Raw genomic sequence first — 23,519 nt, 5'->3', positions numbered from 1 at the left:
ACTAATGAAAACACGATGAGGTGGATTATGACTAGAGCGATTGAGAGTTTAGCTGCGATTTTCAAGAATTTTGTCGATAAAGAACCAAAGCCGTTGCTTCACGTGGGCGAAGTTATGGACCTGTGGACAGCTTTTACAGCCTTCCACGAGGCACAGGCACTTTACCAGGTTGCTTTGAACACAACAACTGATCCTGAATTAAGGCATGTTCTTATGAATGCTTTTGAGGGTAGTAAAAGTGATACTAAATTAGTTGAGGGCTTCTTATTAAAGGAAGGAGTCCCCCTACCTTTAGTTAATCCTACCAAACCAAACTCTGACCCTATTTCTGTTCCTGAAGGAGTTAAATTAAATGATGATGAAATAGCAAATTTAATTGCCGTGAAAATTGCTTCCTCTATCACCTTTTGTGCGCAGGCGATGTCCAAAACGGTTAGGACTGACGTGGGACTGATTTTTTTTGAAATACAAGTTGAATTAATGAAGTTCGCAGCACCTTTAAAAAATCTGATGAAAGAAAGAGGATGGTTAAGAGTACCACCGAGATATAATCCTCCCGGCAACCCAAACTCACAATAGACGTGGGGCTTTGATATAAATTGACAAAAAAACACCATAAAGAATGGTGTTTTTCAGGTTTTCGAACATTTAGCTCATTATTTAATTATTTTGCTCCAGGCACTGATAAACCGCCATCATATCCCGTTTATTTAACTCACGGATACGATTGAAAATAGGAATATCCGCAACAGCCTCAATCCTAACGCTTTCCTCCACTACATCACTTACTTTGCCAGTAAGCCATGTTTGGACATCTATGCCATCGACAGTCTCCTTACGACCTTCGTCACTGATGCCACTTGCATGACAACTTACACATGGAATGGTTAATTTAAATACGCCATCATGCAAATTATCTTCTGAAATCACTTTCTTCCCTTTACAGAATGGACATGGATGTCTTGCTTTGATCTTATTGATTTGGGTGACAATCTTTTTGTAGCCGAACGCTTCATACACATAGGTCAATTTTTTGTATTTGCCATTAGTGAAATACTTATCAATGATGGTTTCTCTTGTTTCGGTGATATTGGCAAAATCACAGACTGTAATCCGATTATGGTCACTGATTGATTCAATATTTCCGCTAATGCTGCCCCAGAATGGTAGGACGTTTTGTAGTACCATTTCATAATTGGCGAAGCTTGCCAGGTCCAGCTCGAGCATTTTCAGCGCGACCTGTGTCTCCCTAAGTAAGAGGGAGACATCTTCCGTCAATGTCATCTCGCCGCCAACGATGGCTTTCAATTTTTCCAGTTCCGGTAGCTTCCCTACTGTCTGCATCACTTGATCAAGCGGTTGATGAATGATCTCACGAATATCCTTGTCGCCAAATTTCAGCTTTTTATGATGGTTTAGCACGGTTCCATGGCAGATCGGACACGTGATCATCTCTTTTGACTCTTTCATTTGCTCTTTAATGATGGATTTCGAAATGAACATATAACGCCCAATGATGATATTAAAGCCTTCCCAAGTTCTTGAAGCCTTTCCTGCTTTATCATAGAATGACTTTTCCCAATATCCATATAAAAAGGTGTGCTTTTCTGCTTCTGTCATCTCATTATAGCTTTTACTAAGATCGTGACCGAGCTCATTCTTAATCTCATCAAAAAGGAATTGCAATTTTGGATATTGATAATATTTCAGTACCTCCATCACGTCTGGATGCAAAAGGCCATCCCAGAACGGAACGTTTTTGTCCTGAATCACTACATCGATATCAAATTTTTCAATCACTCGGCGGCCGGAGCAGCATGGGCAGTGGTTTTCCTGATAGTAGAAATCGAAGCTTCTCGTATCTTTATTGGTCGGATGCGCTGCCACAATGTGGTTGATCAGGCCGCCAATTTCATAGAGAAAGCTATATTGACTATACAAATGTCTTTCAAAGTCAATGGCAATGACAGGTTTGATGGTTTCAGATTCGTATTCCCCGTATATCAGACGGGCCATTGATGATAAGCTTTTTAGAATGCCTCCCTTATAGACGTTCTCCGCTCTTTTAAAATAGTCGATATGATTTTCTTCTAAATAGGTAATGCCATTTTGCTGCTTAAGTGTTGACTGAATAGGTGACGGAATAGCACTATCTTCCCTATTTTGAAGACGATAATATTCATCATGACTGACAACATCAAGATGCTCTACAGGTGAAAGCTGCCTTTTACCAAAATCAACGATAAAATCAGAGTTTTCCAGCATATAGGCATTATGTTCGATCATCATGATGGAGACAGTTTCATCCTGCAGAATCCCTCTGACACTATCAATGAACTGGTTTAAGATATTTTGTGATAAACCTTTTGAAGGCTCGTCAAAAATAAAAAGCGTATGTGGATTTCGTGAGTTGGCAAACAGCTCCGACACTAAATGCACACATTGGAATTCACCAGTCGATAATGTTTGCGTTTTTCTTTCCAACGTCAAGTAACCCAGTCCAAGCTTGATCAATAATCTCAACCGTTTATGCGCGATGTCTTCATTCGGCAATTCATCAATGATGTCTTCAATCGAACGCTGAAAAATATCATCAATATCCTCGCTATATTTAGTGAGCTTCCTTTTTATATCAAGAAAAGTCGCAACGGTCGAACGACTTGTAATCGATTGGTTTCGGTCCTGCCCTACGATTACGAGTTTATCCTTTGGATAGCGCTCCAGGAAATCCTTGGCTATACACTCATTGACAAGCGTCGATTTCCCACAGCCACTCTCACCCGTAAATGTTACAAGTCTATTTTTCGGTATCTGTATTTCAGCCATTTGAATATTACGGCAATAAAGATCCTGGAATTGATAGTATTCTGTTGGTATTTCCTGATTACGTTCCCCAGGGATCGGGTCAGGACGTGGTGATTCTTCCACAATTCTTCCACCGTATTTCCCGCTGCCAGGTCCGAAGAACAATTGCTCATCGGTTAAGTCTAGCACCGTATCAGAATGATCAATGAGCCAAATTTGATTCTTATAGCCCAGATGCTTAATCTGTTCCAAAATTTTCAAAAGTGTTTGGTGATCAAGCCCTACAGAGATTTCATCAATAATAATCACGGTATTTTCACTTGTTGCCATGAATTCCGCCAAGTAGAGTCGCGTTAATTCCCCACCTGACAATGTACCCATGATGCGATTTAAATGTAAGTAACCAATATTCATATTGATGATATTTTGGAGAATATGCTGTTTAGCTTCACTGATATGTAATTCCTCTGAAAGGGAAAGAATCGATTCAACACTTAAATTGTTGATATCGGAAATACTATGGGCTTGATTCTTCAACTCTATCTTATATTGCTCAACCTCCGGACTAAAGCGCCTGCCCGCACACTTTTTACATTCGACGTTCTTGGTAGTTCCGCGGCCTTTACAATCCGGGCACCAGCCTAATGCATTATTAAAGGAAAAAACCTCCGGAGAAAGATTAAACTTTTTAGCAAGCATCTCGCGGATCTCTTTGAATACGCCGGTATGTGTGCCTATTGTGGAACGTGGGTTTGAAGAAATCGATGATCTTCCAAGAAAAAGGACCAAAGGCATTTCTTCCATCTTGATGGCACTAAAATTCGTCTCCATTATATTCGGGAATAAATATTGATATTCAGCCTTTGGCAATAAGGATACAAGCCGCTTCTTGGACTCTTCACCAATCGTTTGACAAAAAGTTGTTTTCCCAGATCCGGACAAACCAGCAATTCCGAGCGTCTGATCCTCCGGCAAGACAGCATCCAAACGGTTAATATTATTGGCAAATAATTGATTTATTTTCATCGGATATCCTCTCCACTCTCTTCTCTCTAAATCTAGTATTGCCATATTAGCTCAATTTCAAAAGAATTTCTTTCTATTTTTCAACTCGCTGTAAATTATGAAACTGCCTATTTTCCTAATAATTATTTCAAACCTTAAACCTCCACTCAATAAAAATCACATAAAAAGAAGCTTAACTAGTTCAAGCTAAGCTTTTGAATGAAATTAAATGATTGGCAACGTCTAATTTTATTATCTTGTAAACAACCAAATTATGAAAAGGAAAACTGCTATCACGGACCATAATATAACCTGCTTATTCTTCATTTTCATCCCCCACCCTTACAAATGCCTTCCGCAATCCACTCTCCATAATTTTGTTTATTTTCCTATAATCCTCATTTCACTTAATGGCCAATATACTACTTTAGTTGTTCCCACTACTTGTTCGATGGGAATTGAACCAATATCTCGACTGTCATCACTGACTCTTCTATTATCACCCATTACAAATATATGTCCTTTTGGTACAGTTTCGCCCTTTACCGGAGTATCCAAAAGAGTAAATGACTCAGTTAACGGGGCATCTATTAGGTCCGCTTTCTGTTCATCAAGGTAAGGCTCATCGTAAGCTACGCCATTTATATATAAAATGTCATTCTTATATTCAATACGGTCACCTGGTAATCCAATCACTCTCTTTATGTAGTCCTTCTCCTCTGTTGCGTGAAATACAACAATATCAAATCTTTTTGGATCCCCAATTTTAGTTACAATCATTCGTTCTTGATCTTCTAGAGTAGATTCCATTGATTCCCCATCCACTACAATAGGTGAAAATAACAAAGATCTTACAATAAAAGCTAATGCCATAGCGATTAGGAGAGCCTTACCCCATTCCAAAAATACTTTTCTATCAACTGTCATTTCCTTCATCCTTTCTTCTAGCGGGAGTCCAAATATCTATATAAAAAACCAAAAAAAGAACACTCATAGAAGCTTATCCTATTCTAGATAAGCTTCCTTATATTGCATTGCATAGATACTATCCTTCTCCTAAAGAATATTTTACAAGGTAATGAATATTAACTAATTGAAATTCTTTAGAATTATGTTACTTGTTAAACACTTACAGAAACTTCCCTAACCACTCGAAGACTTGTTGATAATAGTCATCGATGTTTTCCTGGCGCCATGAACTTTGATGGTGATCTTCATCATAGAGCACAAGTTGGGCTGGTTTATTCAACCTCTTCAGTGCGGAAAACATCGGTCCTGCTTCAGCATGACTTTTAATCACGAAAAAACACCTTTGTATCCAATTCGAATTTTTATTGATCTAGCATCCATTTCACAGCATCCAATAGATTTTCAGCTACAAAATCAGGCTCCACTTCTTTCCATTTTTGACGGTACGCAGCGAGTGAGCTCCTGCCCCATCCTGTCAAAACCAATATTTTTGTTGCACCCACTGAATGTGCAGCTAGCATATCGGTTTCTCCAACATCCCCGATGAAAACGGTTTTTGTTAAGTCTATGTTATGTTTTTTAGCAGCTTCCAACAATAATCCCGGATTCGGCTTGTGGCAGTCACACCCTTCAGTATGACTATGCGGACAAATGAAAACATCATCAAAGCCATAGGACATGAATTCTTTGGAAAAATCATTGATTGTCGCTTCACCTCTGCTGATCCTGTGCTGGTTCGTGCATGCAAACATTTTTATTCCATTGTCCTTTAACAGCTGAAAAGCAGATAGACTAAACGGATAAGGAGTAAATTCCCTTGGATGAATAAAATGCCCCGTACCACCAATGGTTCCATCGCGGTCAATAAATACAGCTTGAATATCTTTCATTTTCAGCAAGAAAAATCACATCCTAAAAAATAATCCTCTGTTACCTAATACCAATTATTTCAAAAAAACTTAATTTTCACAAGATTTTTCCCGAAAAAGGGATCTTATGCTCCTTCTTAAAATTTTTGCGGGAAGTATCTTTACATTTGATTAAGACATTGATAAGATATTTGATAATTTAATAACCAAGAATTGTAATTGCGATGATGAGAAGAGTAGATAAAATTAATTCTTTGCAGAGAGCTCCGGAAGCTGAAAAGGAGTAAGAATGATTTATCGAACCAAGGCTCTGAGCATTCACATTGGAACTTTTTAGGGATAGTGTGACAGGTGCTCCTGTTATAGGGCTAGGGTATACGTATTGAATTAATACCGTACCTGATGAGGTTAATATGGCAACATATTGACAAACTGGGGTGGTACCACGGATCTAAAATCTCGTCCCCAAGACTGAATGAGTCTTGGGGGTGGGATTTTTTTTATTGGATAAAAACACTAATAATCTTAGGAGGGTCTAATATGGACGGGAAAACGGAAGCGAACCATAACAGTTTGGAAAGGGTCATTATCGAGGATTTGGAAAACGGAGCATACAGTAGAACGATTTGCACAAGGTTCCCTCCAGAACCGAATGGTCATCTTCATATCGGAAGTGCCTATGCGATTAATATGAACTACCGGATTGCTCAACATTTCAATGGAGATTTCAACCTCCGCTTTGACGATACGAATCCTTTAAAAGAAGAAAGCGAATATGTCGATTCCATCATTGAAGACATGAATTGGCTCGGCTATCCTCCCGGTGATCGGATATTTTATGGATCGGATTATTCAAACGAGATATTCGATGCAGCAATCAGCTTAATAAAATCCGGAAAAGCCTATGTGTGCGGATTGTCTCAGGAGGAGACGAGGGAATTTCGCGGTACCCTGACAGAGCCTGGGAAAAACAGCCCTTATAGGGAAAGGCCGGTAGAAGAAAACCTCAAGTTATTTTTGAAGATGAAAAATGGCGAATTTCCAACAGGCTCGATGGTGTTAAGAGCAAAGATTGATATGGCATCCCCAAACATGAATATAAGGGATCCTATTCTGTACCGGATTATCCATGCAAGCCATTATAGAACGGGCAGCCAATGGTGTATTTATCCCATGTATGATTTTGCCCACCCGATACAGGACGCTATTGAAGGTGTCACCCACTCATTCTGCTCGATAGAGTTCAAAGACCATCGCCCACTGTACGAATGGGTGCTGACAGAACTGAATATAATTCAACCACCAAAGCAGAGGGAGTTTGGAAGAGTTAATATAACCGGTGTTGTGACAAGTAAACGGTATCTGCGGGAATTGGTAACAGGAAATGTTGTAGATGGATGGGATGACCCGAGATTGCCTACTATAAGCGGGCTAAGGAGAAGGGGATTCACTCCAGGCAGCATAAGAAATTTCATAAATGACATCGGTTTTATCAGGCATCAAAGCATTGTGGATATTGCCATGCTGGAAAGCACACTTAGAAATGAGTTGAAAACAAAAGCGAATAGTGCGATGGCGGTATTGAACCCTTTGAAGGTTACGATAACCAATTATCCTGAAGACAAGACCGAACTTCTATCAATTGAAAATAATACAGAAAACAAAGAGTTAGGCCACAGGGATGTTCTCTTTTCAAAAGAGCTGTATATAGAAAGAGAGGACTTTATGGAAGTGCCGGCTAAAGGATTTAAAAGACTATCCTTACATTCCGAAGTCCGCTTGAAGGGTGCCTATTTCATTAAGTGTAATGAAGTGATTAAAGATGATGCTACAGGGGAGATATTGGAGCTTAGATGCACATATGATCAAAAAACCAAAAGCGGAACGGGGTTCACCGGAAGAAAAGTCAAGGGGACTATTCATTGGGTTTCCGCATTGAACAGCGAAACTGCGGAGGTTCATCTTTTTGAAAAACTGTTCGAAGATGAAGACAGTGTAAAGGATACAGAAAAAACATGGGAGCAGAAAATCAATCCAAAATCGAAAACAGTCCTGAAAAATTGCAGAATCGAATCTTGGATGAAAAATGTAAAAGTCGAAGATAGATTCCAATTTCTACGCCACGGTTATTTTTGCCTGGATAAGCACTCAACGGAAAATACGCTGATCTTCAACAGGATTGTCCCATTGAAGGACTCCTGGACAGGAAAGCCCGGAAGATAAAGGTCAAGTTGCATCCGAAAACAAGACGGATATGAAAAAGCAGGAAGTCCATGACTCCCTGCTTCAGACTGTAGACAAACTCAAAGTAATTCGGGTTTGTCTACAGGTTTTTGTGTAGCTATCCGTCCCAGGCATAGACCAGCTTGTACCAACGGAATCAGTTCAGTGACTCTCCGAATGAAGTGGCCAATCTAAAGAACAGGCCCTTACAGCCGGCTTGTTGATGTTCAAAAAAGTTGTCTACGGACTACCCGGATTTCCTCTTTGCGGTTTGAGGTTATTGCTAATTTTGTCGAACGATGCGTTTTGTGCATAAAAATTAATTTTTGCACGTAAACAGGGCAAATTTGAGCGTAAACGGAATCTTTTGTGCAAATAGTGCCTAGGAATTCACCGCAAATCGTAATTTTTGTGCATAACGTTTTTCCACCGAAGAAAAACCCGCAGAAGCCCCCCTGCATTTCAGGAAAACAACAAATAAACCCCTCAATCCCCCCGGACCAGGGGGTTCTTCTCGATATTATTGGCTATTTTTCATTGCTTCAGGCTCTTTTTGTAAAGTATGTTGTTTATGAAAGTGAAAAATCGGCTTTGTGGCCATTCCTAATCCCTTTTGTCTACAAACTGAAGCGGGAAGTCCATGACTCCCTGCTTTTTCAATAGCTGCTAAATTAATTCTTCAACATATAGATATTCCGTTTGGAACCACTTTTCAAACTCGTCTATTCTTCTGTGACTACAATCTTTTTGGCAAAAAGTTGGCCGTCAACCGTTTCTGTCCACACCTTGACCTCTTGATTTTCTTTCAAATCATTAATACTGCTTATTTTCCCAGTTACTTTAGTATCCTCTAAAAAATGAATCTCTGGAGTATATGGTTCCTCTTCCGGGTCTACTTTAAAGGGGTATAAGATAAATGCATTTTCCTCTAGTACTCCGACAATACCCTTATGATCCGCCTTGGTCAGATACCAGATAGATAGCAGAGCCAACACAACAATTAATAGTATCGAAAGTAGGAAAATCTCTTTTTTTACTCTAATTGGCATTGAATTCTCCTTTCCACAAGTTAGCCCACCGCTATTATTGAAATAAAAAACAGGAAATTATTTTACTAGTTCCTCTCCAGTTAAAATTTCATATAACGCTGCTGAATCTTGCTCTGTTAATTTTACATATCTATCGTCATCCGTAACTAATTCAAGATTATGACCATTAGGGCTTACCCATAGTAAATAGGACGCTATTTTGTCTTCACTGCTATTCTTAGATGGAAATTGAAACTGGTAGTCAGCATAGCGCTCCATTTTGACTTTTGCTTTTTCCCAATTGGCATTTTTCACTATATCTATAGCTTTTCTTACCTGGTTTTTATCCGTGATTTCTTTTAAATCTTCAAAAGTATTATCTTCACCAGCTCTTTTCTGGAGAGTTATTTTTTGCCCATTCATTTCATTCAAGCAACCTGATATAACTACCAAAACACCTATTATTGAAATCAATAGGATGATATTTTTCAAATTGCACCCCCTAAATACTTTGTAGAACAAACTTCTTATTGGCCAAACAGATTTTTCTTTATTAACTGCCTCAAGATCATTACTGGTATGTTCCATTTTCTTTTAGTTAATGTTCTTACTTTCATATCTTTAAGCTTCCTTTTAATACCCTCCAGTTCAGAACGGAGTGCCTTCATATTCTGTGAAGTGTCAATTCCCGCACGAACAGCATAGACAATAATCAGAAACAGTAGAATTAATCCGATAGTGCCATAAAAAATAAAATCCAACTCTTTTCACTCCCTTTTATGCTATTCCCAAGTCTCATCCAATCTATCGGAATAGAATTCAATCGCTCTTTTGTATCTTAATATCTCATTGTCTGATGTGGTATCTATCAAGCATTTCAGAAGAATCTCCATTGCACTGCTATGCTCTTTCAAATTGTATAAGGTCATGGAATAAAACACTTGGATTGCTCTATTATTCGGAAATGCTTCCATCCCACGCTGAAATGTATTCTTTGACTTTTCATATTCTCCCAATGATCTATATGTGCTTCCTAACCCTAAAAATGCCCCTTCCAATTCGTTTGAAGGTAAACCCAATTTGATTGCCTTTTCATAAAAGGGCACTGCGTTTGATTCTTCCCCTAATAGATCAAAACTCCAGGCACAATGATAATTAATCGAAGCATCCTCTGGAAAATCTTGTACTAGTTTCAGTAGTAATTGATTAGATTCATTGTGTTTTCCACTTTCTCGTAACTTAATGGCTATATCTAAATCATGGTTCATAGATTTTCTCCCCCTTTGTCCATTTATTTCAGGAATCCTGCCCATAAGCTTAGTAGATTCAACAAAAAGAAGCGTTAATCCTTCTGGTGGATTAGATTAGTAATTCAAAATCATAAATTATAAAGCTGAAAAGACTCGTCAATTTGACGAGTCTTTTCTAGTATCAAGTATTCTTTTTTGTCCACCTAACCCTTTAAGAAGAACCTATATCTCTGATTTAAAAATTCATGGGCTTGTTTTAGAATCTGTTTTTGATTTTCATACACAAACAACTTTAATGTGTCTGTAAATGTAGCCCATTTAAACATTGCTATTTCACTCTCTTGAATGGTAACAGAGGTACTCGAGGGCGTTCCCAAAAATAAGATTACTTCTTTTCTAGTAGCTGATTCTGAAAGCATATATTCCATACTTAACTTAAAATCTTCATGTATTACAACATCTAGACCTGTCTCTTCTTTAACTTCCCTTCTTGCTGCATCAATTTCTGTTTCGTCTTCTTCAATGTGTCCTTTTGGAAAGCCCCAGTGACCATTAGCTTTACTTTTTACAATAAGATACCGAGTGGTTGGTTTGTCTTGATATATAATTACCCCACATGATTTTTCTTTTTCCATTGTTCTATAACCACCTCTATACAGGAACAGTCTAATTTCCTGAAAAGTTTGCGACTATGTTTGTAAAGTAACTTTTACGAAAGATCCACTTTTTGAAAGTGTTCTACTGTCGGGAATGGGTCATAAAAATGATGGAGTTGATTTTTCCATTCTTGATATTCTTCTGATTGTCTAAATCCAACTGTATGATCTTCTAAGGTTTCCCAACTTACTAATAATAAATACTTCCCTTCAGCTTCAATGCAAAGCTGTAGGTCGTGGGATATATAGCCCTTCATCGATGAAATAATTTCAGACACTTGACGAAAAGCTTCTTCATATTCCTGTTCCATCCCTTTTTTAACTTGAAGCATGACAGCTTCTAATATCATAAAAGCTCCCCCTCAGTACTCAATTATAGATTGTAAATTCACGAAAAAACCGCACCTATTTAGAAGTAACTATTATCTCGATTTAAAGTAAATTATCTCAGGGTCCCCTTCATCTAGATTCTCAATTATTCCACTCTGAACAAATCCATTTTTTTCAAACGCTTGTTGCATGCTATAGTTAGAACGATTAGTAGAAGAAAATACTTTCGTAGTAGGTGAAATCCCTATCATAGTATCAATTAGATAGCTCGCATATCCTTTACGCCTGTTGGCTGGTGACACAATAATTAATGAAATAAAGGCACAATCGAAGAAGTTAGTATTGTAGATTAAAAATCCAACAATTGAGTTTCCTTCTTTTGCAATGATACAGTTTCCTGATTCTATAGCATTTTTAATATAGTTCCGTCTGCTTTTATTACCAATAACCTCACTATCTATCTGCACGATCTTATCCAAGTCGTCTATTTGAGCTTTTACAACTTCTTTCAAGGCTTTATCCCCCTGTTCATGCTGCTACGGCATCCACCTTATAACTTCTTATTAAAACAAATAATTCGATTTGCTTCACTAAAGCCCAACTTCAGATGCATTGCCAAGCTTTCTTCATTTTCTAATTCACAGTCACTGGCAAACTCGTGACATCCTTTGTTCTTAGCCCAATTCTCACAAGCATTAACTAGTTTTTTTGCAATGCCTTGTTTACGAAAGGCTTCTTTTACGTAGAGTCCCTCTAAATATCCTACAGGACTTGAACTTGTACCTTCCACATAATCATATCGCAGCTGGCATTGTGCAAACCCAATTGCTTCACTGTCATGATAAGCTAAAACAACCGTTGCGTCAGGCTGATCAATAAGTTTCGCTATTTCTTGAATAAATTCCTCTAACGTGTGATCTGGCCAAAGCAGTAAAGCAAGGTGAGCAGCTTCTTGTACTTCCTCTAATGTCGCCTCTTTAAGCATATAGAACCTTCTCTCTAAAAAAAATTATTCCACTCCACTTTCTAAAATCGTGAAAGTCCCCTTTTCACAATTAATTTCTGCCATAGCGCCATATGGCAAAATGAATTTCGGTTCGGTATGACCGAAATTCAAGTTATAAAGAATCGGCAAATCCTCCAAATCATATTCCTTCATGACTCTTTGAATTTCTACTTTATACTCGTCGTAGTACTTCTCATCTTGAGGTTTAGCAAAAATGATTCCTTTAGCTTTTTGCAGAATCCCTTGCGCAGCATAATTGCGTAACCAATATTTGATAAAAGCTGGTTCCGGCTTTTCTTCAGATGTTTCAAAGAAAAGAATACTATTCTCCCAATGTTTACTATCAGGCCAAAGTTCTGTCCCTTTTGCAAACTCAAGTACTTCAATGCAGCCACCAATCAAATGTCCTTGTGCTATACCTGAGCCTTGAAGTACCTCGTAACCTAAGTTTTTTCTCATTGTCCGTCGTCGGTTCTTATTCTCTTCAATCCATTCTAAACGTTCACTCGTCCATTCCTTAGCCGGATGAATTTCACCAATGATTTCATTTGAAAAGAGCGTTCTATTCACCATTTCAACTGTATATGGATCCATCTCCACATTTTCAGCAAAATCCATTAAAATTGCTGGACCGTAAAAAGAAGAAATTCCTGCTTTATGACAAAATAAATGTGAAATGGTCACATCAGAGTAACCCATAAAAATTTTCGGGTTTTCACGGATAACATCAAAATCTATATAGGGAAGTAAACGAATGCTATCTTCTCCACCAATATTTGCAATGATCCCTTTGATACGCTCATCCTTAAATGCTGTCATCAAATCTTCGGCACGAGCTTGTGGATTCTGATAAAGATAGTCTCCACCTTTCAAACTATTCGGCATTGGGACAACCTTAAGGCCGAAAACTTCTACTAATCTCTTTACACCTTGCTCATAACGCCATCTAATTTTCGGTTCGCCTGCCCCGCCCCATGAAGGACTTACTGTCGCAACCATATCTCCTGGCTGCAATTTCTTTGGTTTTACTAACACATTAACTACCACCCTTATTTAATTCGGTTTCTACATATGGATTTAATTTCTATATAATCATCAAATTCCTGCTGTTATTCATGAATCTAGCCACAAAGTGAAAAATAAGCACTTATCCTTGTACCAGATTTCACGCCCGTTGAAGATTAACTATTCACTAGGAATTAAATTCAAACGCCAATTATTGCATCTCATAAGGTTCCCTGGAGGGTATTCGAATTCGCATTCAGAAATAAATTGAAAGTTAAGCTTCCGACAAATTGCATTGGAAGCAGAATTATCAATTGAAGGGAAAGCGTGAATGTATGTATACTTATTCTCGGCAGATGCCGCTTCTATTGCTAAATTCACTGCGATGGTAGCTATTCCTTTTCCCTGATAAGAGGGTAGGACGCTCCATCCAATTTCGTATATTTTTTCATCGTTCCAAGTAGTTTGCCAATAACCAACTGATCCTACTGGTTCTAACTCTGGTAACAATATGATGCTGAACATACATCCTTTATCATCAAGCTCAAGATACCGTTTGTGTCTATTCAAAATTTGCTCTTTACTTTCGGGACCTCCAAGATGCTGCATCATCTCTGAAGCGTTTATACGAAAAAGTAAATCTATGTCCTTATCTTCCCAGCGCTTAATCTGAATGGTATGGTTGCTTCGTTCTAAAATCTTTTTCATCTCCTCACATTTTCTCTTTATTATTCTTTCTTTACTTAAAGAAAAATTCCTTTATTTTATGGTACATATAGTTTTCAAAAGGAAGGACATTCCCCATATTTCTCCTACTAAAGCTAGATTTAAGCTTATTAATTCGATGCTACTCTTCTAGGTCTCCCCTTTGCAAAGAATAAGCAAGAATGATGCCCATTAGTAACTTATATTAGCAATTTTAGTGAAAGATAGAACGATACTTTATATTAAGTATCGTCCTTTAACATAATTCATATAGACAACTAATACACGCCATTCACAATTTTCAGTTCCTAAATCTTATCCTAACTGACGTTTAAATGCTTTAGTGGCGAAGAAATAAGCGATGACCATGATCCCGACGCACCAGGCAAGCGCGCTCCAGATATCGTTGCCAACAGCCCCTTCATACAAGAGGGCACGAATCGCATTCACGATTGAAGTCACGGGCTGGTTCTCAGCGAACGCACGGACAATTTTAGGCATGGTTTCGGTGGGGACAAAAGCCGAACTGATAAACGGCAGGAAAATCAGTGGATACGAGTAGGCTGTCGCCCCTTCCATGGACCCCGCTGTCAGACCAGGAATGATCGCCAGCCATGTCAGCGCTAGCGTAAACAGCCCGAGTATCCCAACTACCACGAGCCAATCCAGGATATCAGCGCCTGAACGGAAGCCCATCAAGAGCGCGACTAGGATAACCACAACAACAGTAAGCGCATTGGAAATAAGCGAGGTCAACACGTGAGCCCATAATACCGATGAGCGCTTGATGGGCATGGTAATGAAACGTGCCATCAGCCCGCTCTTTACATCCGTAAACAACCGCAAGGAAGTGTATGCAACGCCGGATGCGATAGCCATCAGCAGGATCCCCGGCAATAAATAATTGACGTAGTTGTCTGATCCTGTCTCTATCGCGCCTCCAAATACGTAGACAAATAGCAACATCATCATAATCGGCGTAATCGCCACCGTGATAATCGTATCCGGACTTCGAATGATGTTGCGCATTAAACGCCCTAGTAATACCCCTGTTTTACTTTTCATTTACAGCTCCTCCTTTTTACCGATGATCGCGAGGAAAATTTCTTCCAATGTCGGCTGCTTTTCGATGTACTCCACTTTTGCTGGCGGGAACATCTCCTTGAGTACGGCAAGGGTACCGGTCTTGATGATTTTACCGTCATGCAGGATGGCGATACGGTCTGCAAGTTGTTCGGCTTCCTCCAGGTACTGGGTCGTCAGCAAGATGGTCGTGCCGCCGCGGGCAAGTTCCTTAACGGTATCCCAGACTTCAATCCGTGCTTCAGGGTCAAGCCCTGTCGTCGGTTCGTCGAGAAAAATGACTGATGGCGTCCCGATCAAGCTCATAGCGATGTCAAGCCGGCGCTTCATCCCGCCGGAATACTTGTCGGCCCTGCGGTTTGCCGCATCGGTAAGGCTGAATTTTGCTAGCAGATTGTCGACTACTTGAGCAGGATTGGAAACTCCCCGCAACTTTGCAATCATCATCAGGTTTTCCCGTCCGGTTAGCATGCTGTCTAGCGCTGCGAACTGACCCGTCAGGCTGATGCTCTGTCGAACATGATCCGGCTGACGCTGGACGTCTAAGCCGCAAATACCTACTTCACCGCCATCGGGCTTCATCAGTGTCGAGAGAATGTTGACAATCGTCGTCTTCCCAGCTCCATTTGACCCCAACAGTGCGAAGATTTCGCCACGCCGCACCTCAAAGTCCACCTCTTTTAATACTTCCTTGTCTTTAAAGGATTTTTTCAACCTTTTTACAGAAATCGCTGAATTGTTCATACTTTTTCCTCCCTTATAAAATGTGCATGCTGGTCGCTCCTGAGCTCCGGAGATAAGGAACCTTTGTCTGATATGAGCGCTTGTTACTCACCATCAGATAGGCTTAGTAATCACCGGTCTGGCGCCTGACAGACAGAGCTAAATTGTCTATTTACCACTACTCAGTCTTACTGATATTCTGTATAACTTACTACCATATTAAAAATAGGACTGAATAGTGTTGGTGGCAAATCACCATTGGTAGTCAGCTATTCAGTCGGTACTATCTATTAGATTATTTTTTTCCTATCGCTTCATGATACTTTGATTCAAAATGACCAGCTAGTGTCGATGCTAGACGATCCACTAGGATATCGCAGTTAGCCACGACCAATTGTATCGTTCAATTCCTTGCGGTACTTATCCCTCCAAGTTTTCTCATCCTTCACAAGCTCATCACAGAAAGCGGCAACGTCATCGCCCGTAAGGTCAGTGACTTTCTTGCCTTCCGCTGCACCCAGCTCGAACAGATCGAGAATACCGCCAAAGATACGACTGGTATCCTTCCAATCGGAGGGACCACCACCAGCGGTCCACATATATTTTTTGATGGCATTGTAAGCATGGAGATACTCACTTGGAAGTGTCTTCGCACGCGCCTCCATCGCTTTCCATTCCCGCTTGTCATCCAGACTTCCAATTATTTTTTTTATAATACTCATATTACTTCTCCTTTTGATTTAACTTTAGATTTGAGTTCACTAATTTTGCTTGAGACGAATTCCCATTTTCTCCAAAAAGTTTCAAGTTGCTCTTGACCTGCTGCGTTGAGTGTGTAAAATTTTCTCGGCGGTCCCATAGTGGAAGGCTTTTTCTCTATGTCCACCAGGTTGTTTTTTTCAAGCCTCATGGTAATTGTATAAACTGTCCCTTCAACCACATCAGTGAAGCCAAGTTCCCGCAGCTGCTGCGTGATCTCATAGCCGTAAGTTTCACCGCGGCTGATGATCTCAAGCACACAACCCTCAAGCACACCTTTCAGCATTTCTGTAATATTCTCCACATTTTTCAACCTCATTTATATTTCTCTTTATTTTTATTCAGTACTCTGTAACACAGGTACCTTGTGATACAGATATTTAGTATTACTTATTACTAGTATATAGTAATGCAGAATAGCGTCAATTGTCAATAACCTAATTTTACTCAAATTCATGAAAAAGGGCGCTTTTCTTAATAGCAGAAAAGCGCCCCAAAGTTAAAGAACGAAATAAACGTTTCGTTCTACATATAAATTTACTTGTTCGTGCGAAATCTAGACCATCAACATGCCACGGAATCCCCTGGCACCGTAATAGGAATCTGCACCATTGTGATACACGAAGACGTGACCAAAGCGATAATCGCAAAAAAGTGCACCGCCAAGCTTCCTGATATCAGCTGGTGTTTGCACCCAACTCGATGTTTTCATATCGAAATTCCCAAGCTCCTGCAGCGCTCGATATTGTTCTTCCGTAAGTAGTTCGATACCCATGGCAGTTGCCATATCAATTGCGCTATTTTCAGGCTTATGTTTTTTCCTTGCCTCCAGTGCTTCACGGTCGTAACAAACACTTCTGCGGCCTTTAGGACTTTCGACTGAACAATCACAAAACATGTATTCGTCCTTCTCCTTATCATAGCCAACAACATCCGGCTCACCACCGGTAACTTCCATTTCATGGAGCGACCACAGTTTTTCCGCATTGGCACTCAGCTTTGCTTGGACGTTTGCCCATTCGAGACCTTCATGGCGGTTCATGTTTTTCTCAAAACGGTCTTTCAAGACTCTGAGCAATTCGTCACTTTGTTCTAGTGACAATTCTTTTTTATCGCTGATATTATTTACCTTTGTCATGATAGTTCCTCCTCATATATTGTTTTTCCTCATAATGATTTATGTATTTCTGATTTCCATCTTTGAAGCCTGCCACCATAAATTATTTCATATAAAGAATTGCCTTTTTGAATAGAATTCATTCTTAAAGATAATTTCTATTTAACAGTTAATATATCCTGTTTGGAATAACAAGTAATCTTCATATTTATTTCGATATCCCTGATGACTGCCCTATAACTGAATTTCATACAACACAATATGTAATTTCACAAAAAAGAAGCCTCCCTGGTTCTAGTTAAGCTCCGTTTTTGGGTAAAGAAATATCACATAAACTCTAATCTTTATCTGATTTACCCATTGTTATGCTGTCAAAGGGAGTATAGTTGTTACTTGGTAATTTTCTCTTTCTCACTGCTTTAAATATCGAAAATCCGACTGCAAGCACTACAAATGCGATGAAAAAATATGCCATCATAACCCCTCCGTTTTTCTTAAATTTAGCTGATTAGGATTTAATGAGCGCTCCCTGAATGTATCCTCACTTTTTCTTCCCAATTCTTGAATGTCTTTTATCAGCCGCACTTAGTATTAAAGAGGTAGAAAAAAATATTGCGACAAGACTTATAATCATCTTTGTCCAATATCCTAATGGGAATAATAATGACATCAAAAATAGAAATAATGGAATAAATAATATTAAACCTAAACCTATTGTAAATGCCGCTTTCTCTGGTATTGCTTTAATTTTAGCTATCATTATTTCACCTTCTATAATAATTTTGTTTGCTTTAAATCTCAAACTAATCCCATATATTTAAATATTAACATAATTATTCCAATAGTCTTGTTATTTCTATTAAATTTATTTTCCTCTCCAAAAAAAGCAAAGCAACAAATGAAATCTCACGCCATTTCATCTGTTGCTTTGCTGCTTTTCTAAATGAACTTTTTGAACTCCTTAAATCTAATCAATCATCACTCCGACATCTCCATTCAGAAATCCAACTTGGAAGTTTTTCCGGTTAAGACATTTCTATATATTTTATCCCCTTGTCCGGTCTCTTCAATTTCAAAGATTCCGTATCCCTGTCCCATGACTCCGTAGAGTTGTGCCTCAGATGTTTTCCTCACCAGTATGACCGCGTATTCCTTTCCTGGCTCCATTTTGTAATCATATTCGGATGTATAGGAAATAAATTGCCTTTCCTGCTCTTCCTGAGACATTTTGGTCAAGCCCATCTTTTCAAAGCCTTCATATTCATTTCCAACCCAGGAATCCAGCAGGTTGGCTATCCGGATATTCCCGCCCCCGATGTAGATAGTCTTTCTCCCGGATAAAGCTTTGCCAGAGATGGTGTCCACTATTTCCACTTCCAAGGGTGTAAAAGGCTCATAGGTATAGAAATCTTCATATTTAGGTAGTATTACAGCCTCCCCAACCGATTGAACTTTCAGATGAACCACAGAACCCCCATCCGTCATCAGATTCCGTGGTTCTCTCGGATCCACAGCCCAGCTGTTCTCGCTTTGTGAAACCGAATAAATATCCTCCGGGCTAATCTCTTCCTGGACGCTGGGATTCTGCTTGTTCTCCATTGTCAGTTCCTTATCATGATGGATTCCAGCTTGCTTTTGAATAGTCATTCCTTGACCACCGATGCTCCAGATCAGGATGGCTGCCATAGCCAAAGTCACAAATCCGGTGGCGATTACTTTTTTATTGAATAATGTACCAGTTTGGAATTTTGCCTGTCTCTCCTTCAGTTCCCTATCAATGCTTCCAGAGATTTTGCTTAAGGCTTCTTCTTTCAGCTTATGATTTTTTGGAAACGATTGAAGTTGATCATGGAGTGTGGAATCCTTCATATCTTTCGCCCTCCCATCTTTTTCTCCAGCGCCTTTAAAGCCCTATGGTAGCTGAGATTCACTTTATTTACACTCCAATTCAGCGCTTGGGCAGTCTCCTGCACAGACAGCTCGTTGATTCCCCGGAACATGAGGACATCATAGTAGCTTTGCTTTAGCGTCCTTATCGCCACGTAGAGTTCCGCCTTCGTCTCGCTCAAACCCACAATATCCTCTGGGGAATCCGCCCCCTCGGCTGACCCACTTAAATGCAGAAGACGATTCCTTTTCGTCTCTTCTTTCCTTCTCCTTCTGCTTTCGTCAATCGCCACATTCCTGGCAATGCTTATCAGCCAGGTTCTGGGACTCGCCTCCCCCTTAAACTTATGTATATTTCGAACAGCCTTCACGAAGGTCTCCTGTACAAGATCCTCCACATCCATCCCGCCAGTATAATAGATAAGGAAATTATAAATGTCATTATGATATTCCCTAAACCAATCCGTCAGCTCGTTTTCTTCTCTCATTCCTTCTCCCCCGTAAAACGCATATACCTATTAGACGTCAGTTTTCATGGATACTTTCACACGAAGGTTAAATTATCATATCCAATAAAAAAAGTCCCCATTTCATCGTACAGAAATGGGGGACCTTTCACCAGAAAAGTTCGTTCTAAATCTATCATACTTTTTCATTCTTATTTCAACGTGGAGATGTATTCTTTCACCACTTCATACACATATCCTTGGTTGGCTGCTGCTGTTTCCGGGTTGTATTTGCCGCCGTTGACTTTATTATTGGATAGTACTCTAATGCCTAAGAATGCGATATCATAGGCTCCGGCGATCTGTGCTGCTGCGGCACCTTCCATTTCTTCCACGGATGTGCCGTATTTTTCATGGAACCAGTTAATCCGGTCCACTTCATTATTCCAGACATCTGCCGAACCGATTGTCCCCTGAACAATTTTTCCTTCAGTATATGTATCTATTACTGCATTGGCAGCTGCGAGTAACTCTTTGTCTCCCTCATAATAGCGAATCTTTTCGGCATTAGGGTCTTCTCCTGCACTTCCTTCAGAAGCCATTAAGTCCATTGGTTTCCATACAGTTGGATCAATCCCTTGGTTTTCATCCTTATTGGCTGTCTTTAATGAACCAAGGTTGGTCGTTCTTTCGCCTAGGACAATATCAAATACGTTCAGATCCGGATCATGCCCGCCTGATGTTCCTTGGTTGATGATGGCAATCGGATTGTATCTTTCGATAGCCACCGCAGTAGCTGCTGCTGTATTTTCCATCCCTTTTCCGGTTTTGGCAACGATGACCGGATAGTCATCCAAAGTCCCTATGTAGAATACAAACGATCCTGATTTTTCCTCTTTCACATTCTCAAGCCTATCGGCGAATTTTTCTGCCTCAATTGGCATCGGCCCTTGAACCATGATCGGCCTTTGGGTTTCCTTTTCCTTACCTGCTGATTCGGTCTTAGAACTGCAGCCTGCAAATACCGATACCAACAGTACAGCAATCAATGTTAATGAAACGAATTTACCTACCATGATGTTTTTCATACGTGATCTCCCCTAAGTAGTATTTTCTTGCTGCTCTGGCCAAAAGAAAAAGGTCTAGAAAATAGAATAATTTCTACCCCCTACACCTAACGAGTTCAAGTATAAATAATGAAGCAGACAAATAGCCCTGCATCAAAAATCGGAATCAGCAAATAAGCCTATCTTCCCTATACTTCACATCGTAGTCCAGTTCTTCCATGGGAACCGGGTAGAGACACTCAGACCATATTACCGAGTATATACGAGTAAAAATATTTAATTTTACTACTTTCCTAATATAACAAATAGATATAGGATAATCAAACAAAATACGAATTATTATTAAAAACCATATTTAATTGTTCGGCTTTAATGGGAATTCACACTGAAACACAGACACTTTCCCTATAATTCAAACTAAAATAATTCCTATTGTAAAAAGAACCATTATCTATTATAATTCCATTTATAAACTCAATAATAAAATCTTTACTGTGGATTTTTCTAGAGGGAACTCTATTTTCGCCACACGACTGTCTTAGGACAGTCGTGTGGCTTTTTGTTTTTTATAAAAGGAAAGAGGGGATTTTTCATGAAGACTTGGCATTATGCATTACTTGTATTTATTGGAGGCTGCTGCCTCGGGATCTTATCCACGTTTGTGAAGCTTGCCTATTCTGCAGGTTTTTCGATGGTGGAGGTTACGGGGAGTCAAGTGCTGTTTGGGACCTTGATTATTTGGCTGGTGGTTTTATTCGCCAAGAAAACCAAAATAAGCTTTAGGCAAGCCGGGATAATCATGTTGGCCGGCATACCGATGGGATTAACCGGACTGCTTTACTATCAATCACTACAGACACTCGATGCTTCATTGGCCATCATCTTTCTATTTCAATTCATCTGGATCGGCTCCGTGATCGAATGGGTTGTTTTTAAAAGAAGGCCATCATCAGGAAAGGTTCTTTCGATAGTGATTCTCCTTGCCGGATCCATTTTGGCAGCTGGCCTATTCGTAGAGAATATACAATCTGTATCCTTCGAGGGGGCTGTATGGGGAATGCTTTCTGCGGTGACTTTTTCCATCTTCATTTTCTTGAGCAGTATCATCGGTAAGAAGGTTCCTGCTATTCAAAAAAGTGCCCTTCTTTCAACTGGAGGCTTGATTGTCACATTTATATTATTTCCACCTGTATTCCTTCTCGATATAACGACCCTTACAGGTGTACTGCCTTACGGATTGATCCTTGGTGTATTCGGTGTGGTGTTCCCGCCGTTATTATTTTCAATCGGGATGCCGCATGTCGGTCCAGGACTAGGCACGATTCTTACAGCATCCGAGCTTCCCGTTGCTATAATCATGTCAGCGCTTGTCCTATCAGAAGAAATAGCTTCCTTACAATGGTTTGGAGTTGTGCTTATTTTAGGAGGAATCATCATCGGTAATATGAAACAAAGCCAGAGGGTCAGTCTCTCCGGCTGATTCCTTCTTATTTAGGAATAATCGGTACCCATAATTCATGCCGGGGTTTATGCCCTGGTGGATAATAACATTCAATACATGGCAGATCCGCTAGTTCATATCCAGCTGTAGGAACCCATTCTGAATATAACCGTTTCCATGCCTCCACGATATTTGGAAATACAGCCCATGTACTTGGTGGAATAATCAGTGTTTCCATCCCTTCTGGAGCTTCATCATCATAACGGACACCCATAAAATAGTTAAATTCTTCATCCTTTATGGCGGCTTCCTTTCCACATACACCTAATATTCCCTCGAGTGAGCATTTCGGATTTTCCCACGACATACTTATTAGTTGCTGCATAAACCCTTCTTTTTTTGCAGTGCTCAAAAGTGTTGGAATAGTTTTAAAAGCTCTGCTAGTTTTTACAGGCTTACCTTTACCTATTAATCTTATTTCAAATTCCAGTTTTTCAATCCTATACTCCATTTCAGTATCTCCTTTTATGGACAATTGAAAAGATAGTTTTGGAAAAGCTTTTAATGATTTGCCTTTCAGGCGACATTCAGACGGCTTTATTCCATGTGTTTTTTGAAAAGCACGCGCAAAGGAATCAGCAGATTCATAACCATATTTCATCGCGATATCGATAATTCGACGATCACTTTTTTGCAATTCGAAAGCAGCAAGGGTCAACCGCCTCCTTCTGATATATTCTGAAAGTGAAATACCGGTTATGGATGAAAATATCCTGGAGAAGTGGAACTCCGAACAGCATGCAACCCTTGCTATTTCCTTGTAATCTATTTCCTTGTCCAACCTTTCCTCTATGTAATCCAATACGTTATTCATCCTGACCAGCCAATCCATAAACTCCCTCCTTCTGTTCATCATTTTAAAGGAAAAACTTACATTCAGCCCGACATTTATTGCCTGAAAAAGCCGGTTGATATATTTCCCATTCTCTATATCTTAAAGTATCTATATTATTTCTTACAGTATTGAATTCGATAGTATCCTTACTCATGTGTTTTTGACATCCTTAAATTACCGAAAGCTGACGGTATTGCCTGTCCAGAATTAGTCGATTATAATGTCCGTATATAATTCGAAAGATTTCGAC

Annotated in this window: 27 protein-coding genes, 1 riboswitch and 1 other annotated feature; of the genes, 3 read left to right on the top strand and 24 right to left on the bottom strand. The window is 39.6% G+C overall.

Features of this window, described 5'->3' with window-relative positions:
* Positions 1-27 precede the first annotated feature (27 nt).
* Positions 28-579, top strand: coding sequence for a DUF3231 family protein (locus ACFVAD_RS18070; protein WP_386643220.1), 552 nt, complete (start codon positions 28-30; stop codon positions 577-579).
* An 81-nt stretch (positions 580-660) separates the two neighbouring features.
* On the opposite strand, the gene ACFVAD_RS18065 is transcribed toward ACFVAD_RS18070, so the two are convergent.
* From ACFVAD_RS18065 to ACFVAD_RS18050, 4 genes are all read right to left on the bottom strand, one after another.
* Positions 661-3,831, bottom strand: coding sequence for an ATP-binding cassette domain-containing protein (locus ACFVAD_RS18065; protein WP_386643217.1), 3,171 nt, complete (start codon positions 3,829-3,831; stop codon positions 661-663).
* Positions 3,832-4,191: 360 nt separating this feature from the next.
* On the bottom strand, positions 4,192-4,737 hold the full coding sequence (lepB, locus tag ACFVAD_RS18060; RefSeq protein WP_386643215.1) for a signal peptidase I: 546 nt from the start codon (positions 4,735-4,737) through the stop codon (positions 4,192-4,194).
* Between the two features lie 202 nt (positions 4,738-4,939).
* Positions 4,940-5,110: a hypothetical protein gene (locus tag ACFVAD_RS18055; RefSeq protein ID WP_386643212.1), complete on the bottom strand. Its 171-nt coding sequence runs from the start codon at positions 5,108-5,110 to the stop codon at positions 4,940-4,942.
* A 31-nt stretch (positions 5,111-5,141) separates the two neighbouring features.
* Positions 5,142-5,669: an HAD-IIIA family hydrolase gene (locus ACFVAD_RS18050; protein ID WP_386643530.1), complete on the bottom strand. Its 528-nt coding sequence runs from the start codon at positions 5,667-5,669 to the stop codon at positions 5,142-5,144.
* A 194-nt stretch (positions 5,670-5,863) separates the two neighbouring features.
* Positions 5,864-6,118 (top strand) — a binding site (T-box leader).
* 70 nt (positions 6,119-6,188) lie between these two features.
* Between ACFVAD_RS18050 and ACFVAD_RS18045 the strand changes: the two genes are divergently transcribed.
* On the top strand, positions 6,189-7,871 hold the full coding sequence (locus ACFVAD_RS18045) for a glutamine--tRNA ligase/YqeY domain fusion protein (protein WP_386643209.1): 1,683 nt from the start codon (positions 6,189-6,191) through the stop codon (positions 7,869-7,871).
* A 722-nt stretch (positions 7,872-8,593) separates the two neighbouring features.
* Here the strand turns inward: ACFVAD_RS18045 and ACFVAD_RS18040 are convergent.
* The 19 genes from ACFVAD_RS18040 to ACFVAD_RS17950 all read right to left on the bottom strand — a co-directional run bounded on the left by ACFVAD_RS18040 (position 8,594) and on the right by ACFVAD_RS17950 (position 20,954).
* Positions 8,594-8,920, bottom strand: coding sequence for a hypothetical protein (locus ACFVAD_RS18040; protein ID WP_386643207.1), 327 nt, complete (start codon positions 8,918-8,920; stop codon positions 8,594-8,596).
* A 57-nt stretch (positions 8,921-8,977) separates the two neighbouring features.
* Positions 8,978-9,391: a YhfM domain-containing protein gene (locus ACFVAD_RS18035; RefSeq protein WP_386643204.1), complete on the bottom strand. Its 414-nt coding sequence runs from the start codon at positions 9,389-9,391 to the stop codon at positions 8,978-8,980.
* A gap of 35 nt (positions 9,392-9,426) precedes the next feature.
* Entirely contained in the window at positions 9,427-9,660 is a 234-nt protein-coding gene (locus tag ACFVAD_RS18030; protein ID WP_386643201.1) for a hypothetical protein, read from the bottom strand.
* 21 nt (positions 9,661-9,681) lie between these two features.
* Positions 9,682-10,167: a tetratricopeptide repeat protein gene (locus tag ACFVAD_RS18025; protein WP_386643199.1), complete on the bottom strand. Its 486-nt coding sequence runs from the start codon at positions 10,165-10,167 to the stop codon at positions 9,682-9,684.
* A gap of 185 nt (positions 10,168-10,352) precedes the next feature.
* A complete protein-coding gene (locus ACFVAD_RS18020) occupies positions 10,353-10,784 on the bottom strand; it encodes a bis(5'-nucleosyl)-tetraphosphatase (RefSeq protein ID WP_386643196.1) in 432 nt (143 codons plus the stop codon).
* 74 nt (positions 10,785-10,858) lie between these two features.
* Complete coding sequence (locus ACFVAD_RS18015) at positions 10,859-11,155, bottom strand: antibiotic biosynthesis monooxygenase family protein (protein ID WP_386643193.1); 297 nt, start codon at positions 11,153-11,155, stop codon at positions 10,859-10,861.
* 72 nt (positions 11,156-11,227) lie between these two features.
* A complete protein-coding gene (locus ACFVAD_RS18010) occupies positions 11,228-11,647 on the bottom strand; it encodes a GNAT family N-acetyltransferase (RefSeq protein ID WP_386643190.1) in 420 nt (139 codons plus the stop codon).
* Between the two features lie 38 nt (positions 11,648-11,685).
* Positions 11,686-12,120 carry an aminoglycoside 6'-N-acetyltransferase gene (gene aac(6'), locus ACFVAD_RS18005; protein ID WP_386643187.1) on the bottom strand — a complete coding sequence of 145 codons (435 nt, stop codon included), beginning with the start codon at positions 12,118-12,120 and terminating at the stop codon, positions 11,686-11,688.
* A gap of 24 nt (positions 12,121-12,144) precedes the next feature.
* Complete coding sequence (locus ACFVAD_RS18000) at positions 12,145-13,176, bottom strand: S66 family peptidase (protein ID WP_386643185.1); 1,032 nt, start codon at positions 13,174-13,176, stop codon at positions 12,145-12,147.
* A gap of 150 nt (positions 13,177-13,326) precedes the next feature.
* Positions 13,327-13,854, bottom strand: coding sequence for a GNAT family N-acetyltransferase (locus tag ACFVAD_RS17995; RefSeq protein WP_386643183.1), 528 nt, complete (start codon positions 13,852-13,854; stop codon positions 13,327-13,329).
* 312 nt (positions 13,855-14,166) lie between these two features.
* Positions 14,167-14,916: an ABC transporter permease gene (locus ACFVAD_RS17990; RefSeq protein WP_386643180.1), complete on the bottom strand. Its 750-nt coding sequence runs from the start codon at positions 14,914-14,916 to the stop codon at positions 14,167-14,169.
* Entirely contained in the window at positions 14,917-15,678 is a 762-nt protein-coding gene (locus ACFVAD_RS17985; protein WP_386643177.1) for an ABC transporter ATP-binding protein, read from the bottom strand.
* Between the two features lie 359 nt (positions 15,679-16,037).
* Positions 16,038-16,379, bottom strand: a complete 342-nt coding sequence (locus tag ACFVAD_RS17980; RefSeq protein WP_386643174.1) for a DUF1048 domain-containing protein — start codon at positions 16,377-16,379, stop codon at positions 16,038-16,040.
* The gene (locus tag ACFVAD_RS17975) at positions 16,376-16,720 is read right to left on the bottom strand and encodes a PadR family transcriptional regulator (RefSeq protein ID WP_386643171.1); all 345 of its coding nucleotides are present in this window, start codon (positions 16,718-16,720) and stop codon (positions 16,376-16,378) included. Before ACFVAD_RS17975 ends, ACFVAD_RS17980 begins: the two co-directional genes overlap by 4 nt.
* Positions 16,721-16,972: 252 nt before the next feature.
* Positions 16,973-17,554, bottom strand: coding sequence for a DUF4256 domain-containing protein (locus tag ACFVAD_RS17970; protein ID WP_386643168.1), 582 nt, complete (start codon positions 17,552-17,554; stop codon positions 16,973-16,975).
* A 520-nt stretch (positions 17,555-18,074) separates the two neighbouring features.
* Entirely contained in the window at positions 18,075-18,293 is a 219-nt protein-coding gene (locus ACFVAD_RS17965) for a hypothetical protein (protein WP_386643166.1), read from the bottom strand.
* 236 nt (positions 18,294-18,529) lie between these two features.
* A complete protein-coding gene (locus tag ACFVAD_RS17960) occupies positions 18,530-19,402 on the bottom strand; it encodes a hypothetical protein (RefSeq protein ID WP_386643163.1) in 873 nt (290 codons plus the stop codon).
* Positions 19,399-19,908, bottom strand: coding sequence for an RNA polymerase sigma factor (locus tag ACFVAD_RS17955; RefSeq protein WP_386643160.1), 510 nt, complete (start codon positions 19,906-19,908; stop codon positions 19,399-19,401). The genes ACFVAD_RS17960 and ACFVAD_RS17955 overlap by 4 nt, the downstream gene beginning before the upstream one ends.
* A gap of 170 nt (positions 19,909-20,078) precedes the next feature.
* On the bottom strand, positions 20,079-20,954 hold the full coding sequence (locus tag ACFVAD_RS17950) for a 5'-methylthioadenosine/S-adenosylhomocysteine nucleosidase (RefSeq protein ID WP_386643158.1): 876 nt from the start codon (positions 20,952-20,954) through the stop codon (positions 20,079-20,081).
* A 161-nt stretch (positions 20,955-21,115) separates the two neighbouring features.
* Positions 21,116-21,219: riboswitch (purine riboswitch) on the bottom strand.
* A 306-nt stretch (positions 21,220-21,525) separates the two neighbouring features.
* Here ACFVAD_RS17950 and ACFVAD_RS17945 point away from each other — a divergent pair.
* The gene (locus ACFVAD_RS17945; RefSeq protein WP_386643155.1) at positions 21,526-22,413 is read left to right on the top strand and encodes an EamA family transporter; all 888 of its coding nucleotides are present in this window, start codon (positions 21,526-21,528) and stop codon (positions 22,411-22,413) included.
* 7 nt (positions 22,414-22,420) lie between these two features.
* Here ACFVAD_RS17945 and ACFVAD_RS17940 read toward each other — a convergent pair whose 3' ends face one another.
* On the bottom strand, positions 22,421-23,266 hold the full coding sequence (locus ACFVAD_RS17940; protein WP_386643152.1) for an AraC family transcriptional regulator: 846 nt from the start codon (positions 23,264-23,266) through the stop codon (positions 22,421-22,423).
* Positions 23,267-23,519: the final 253 nt, after the last annotated feature.

Source organism: Sutcliffiella sp. NPDC057660, from assembly GCF_042800035.1.
GTDB lineage: Bacteria > Bacillota > Bacilli > Bacillales > Bacillaceae_I > Sutcliffiella_A.
The sequence above is the reverse complement of the archived record's forward strand: the minus strand, read 5'-3'. Positions and strand labels throughout refer to the sequence as shown.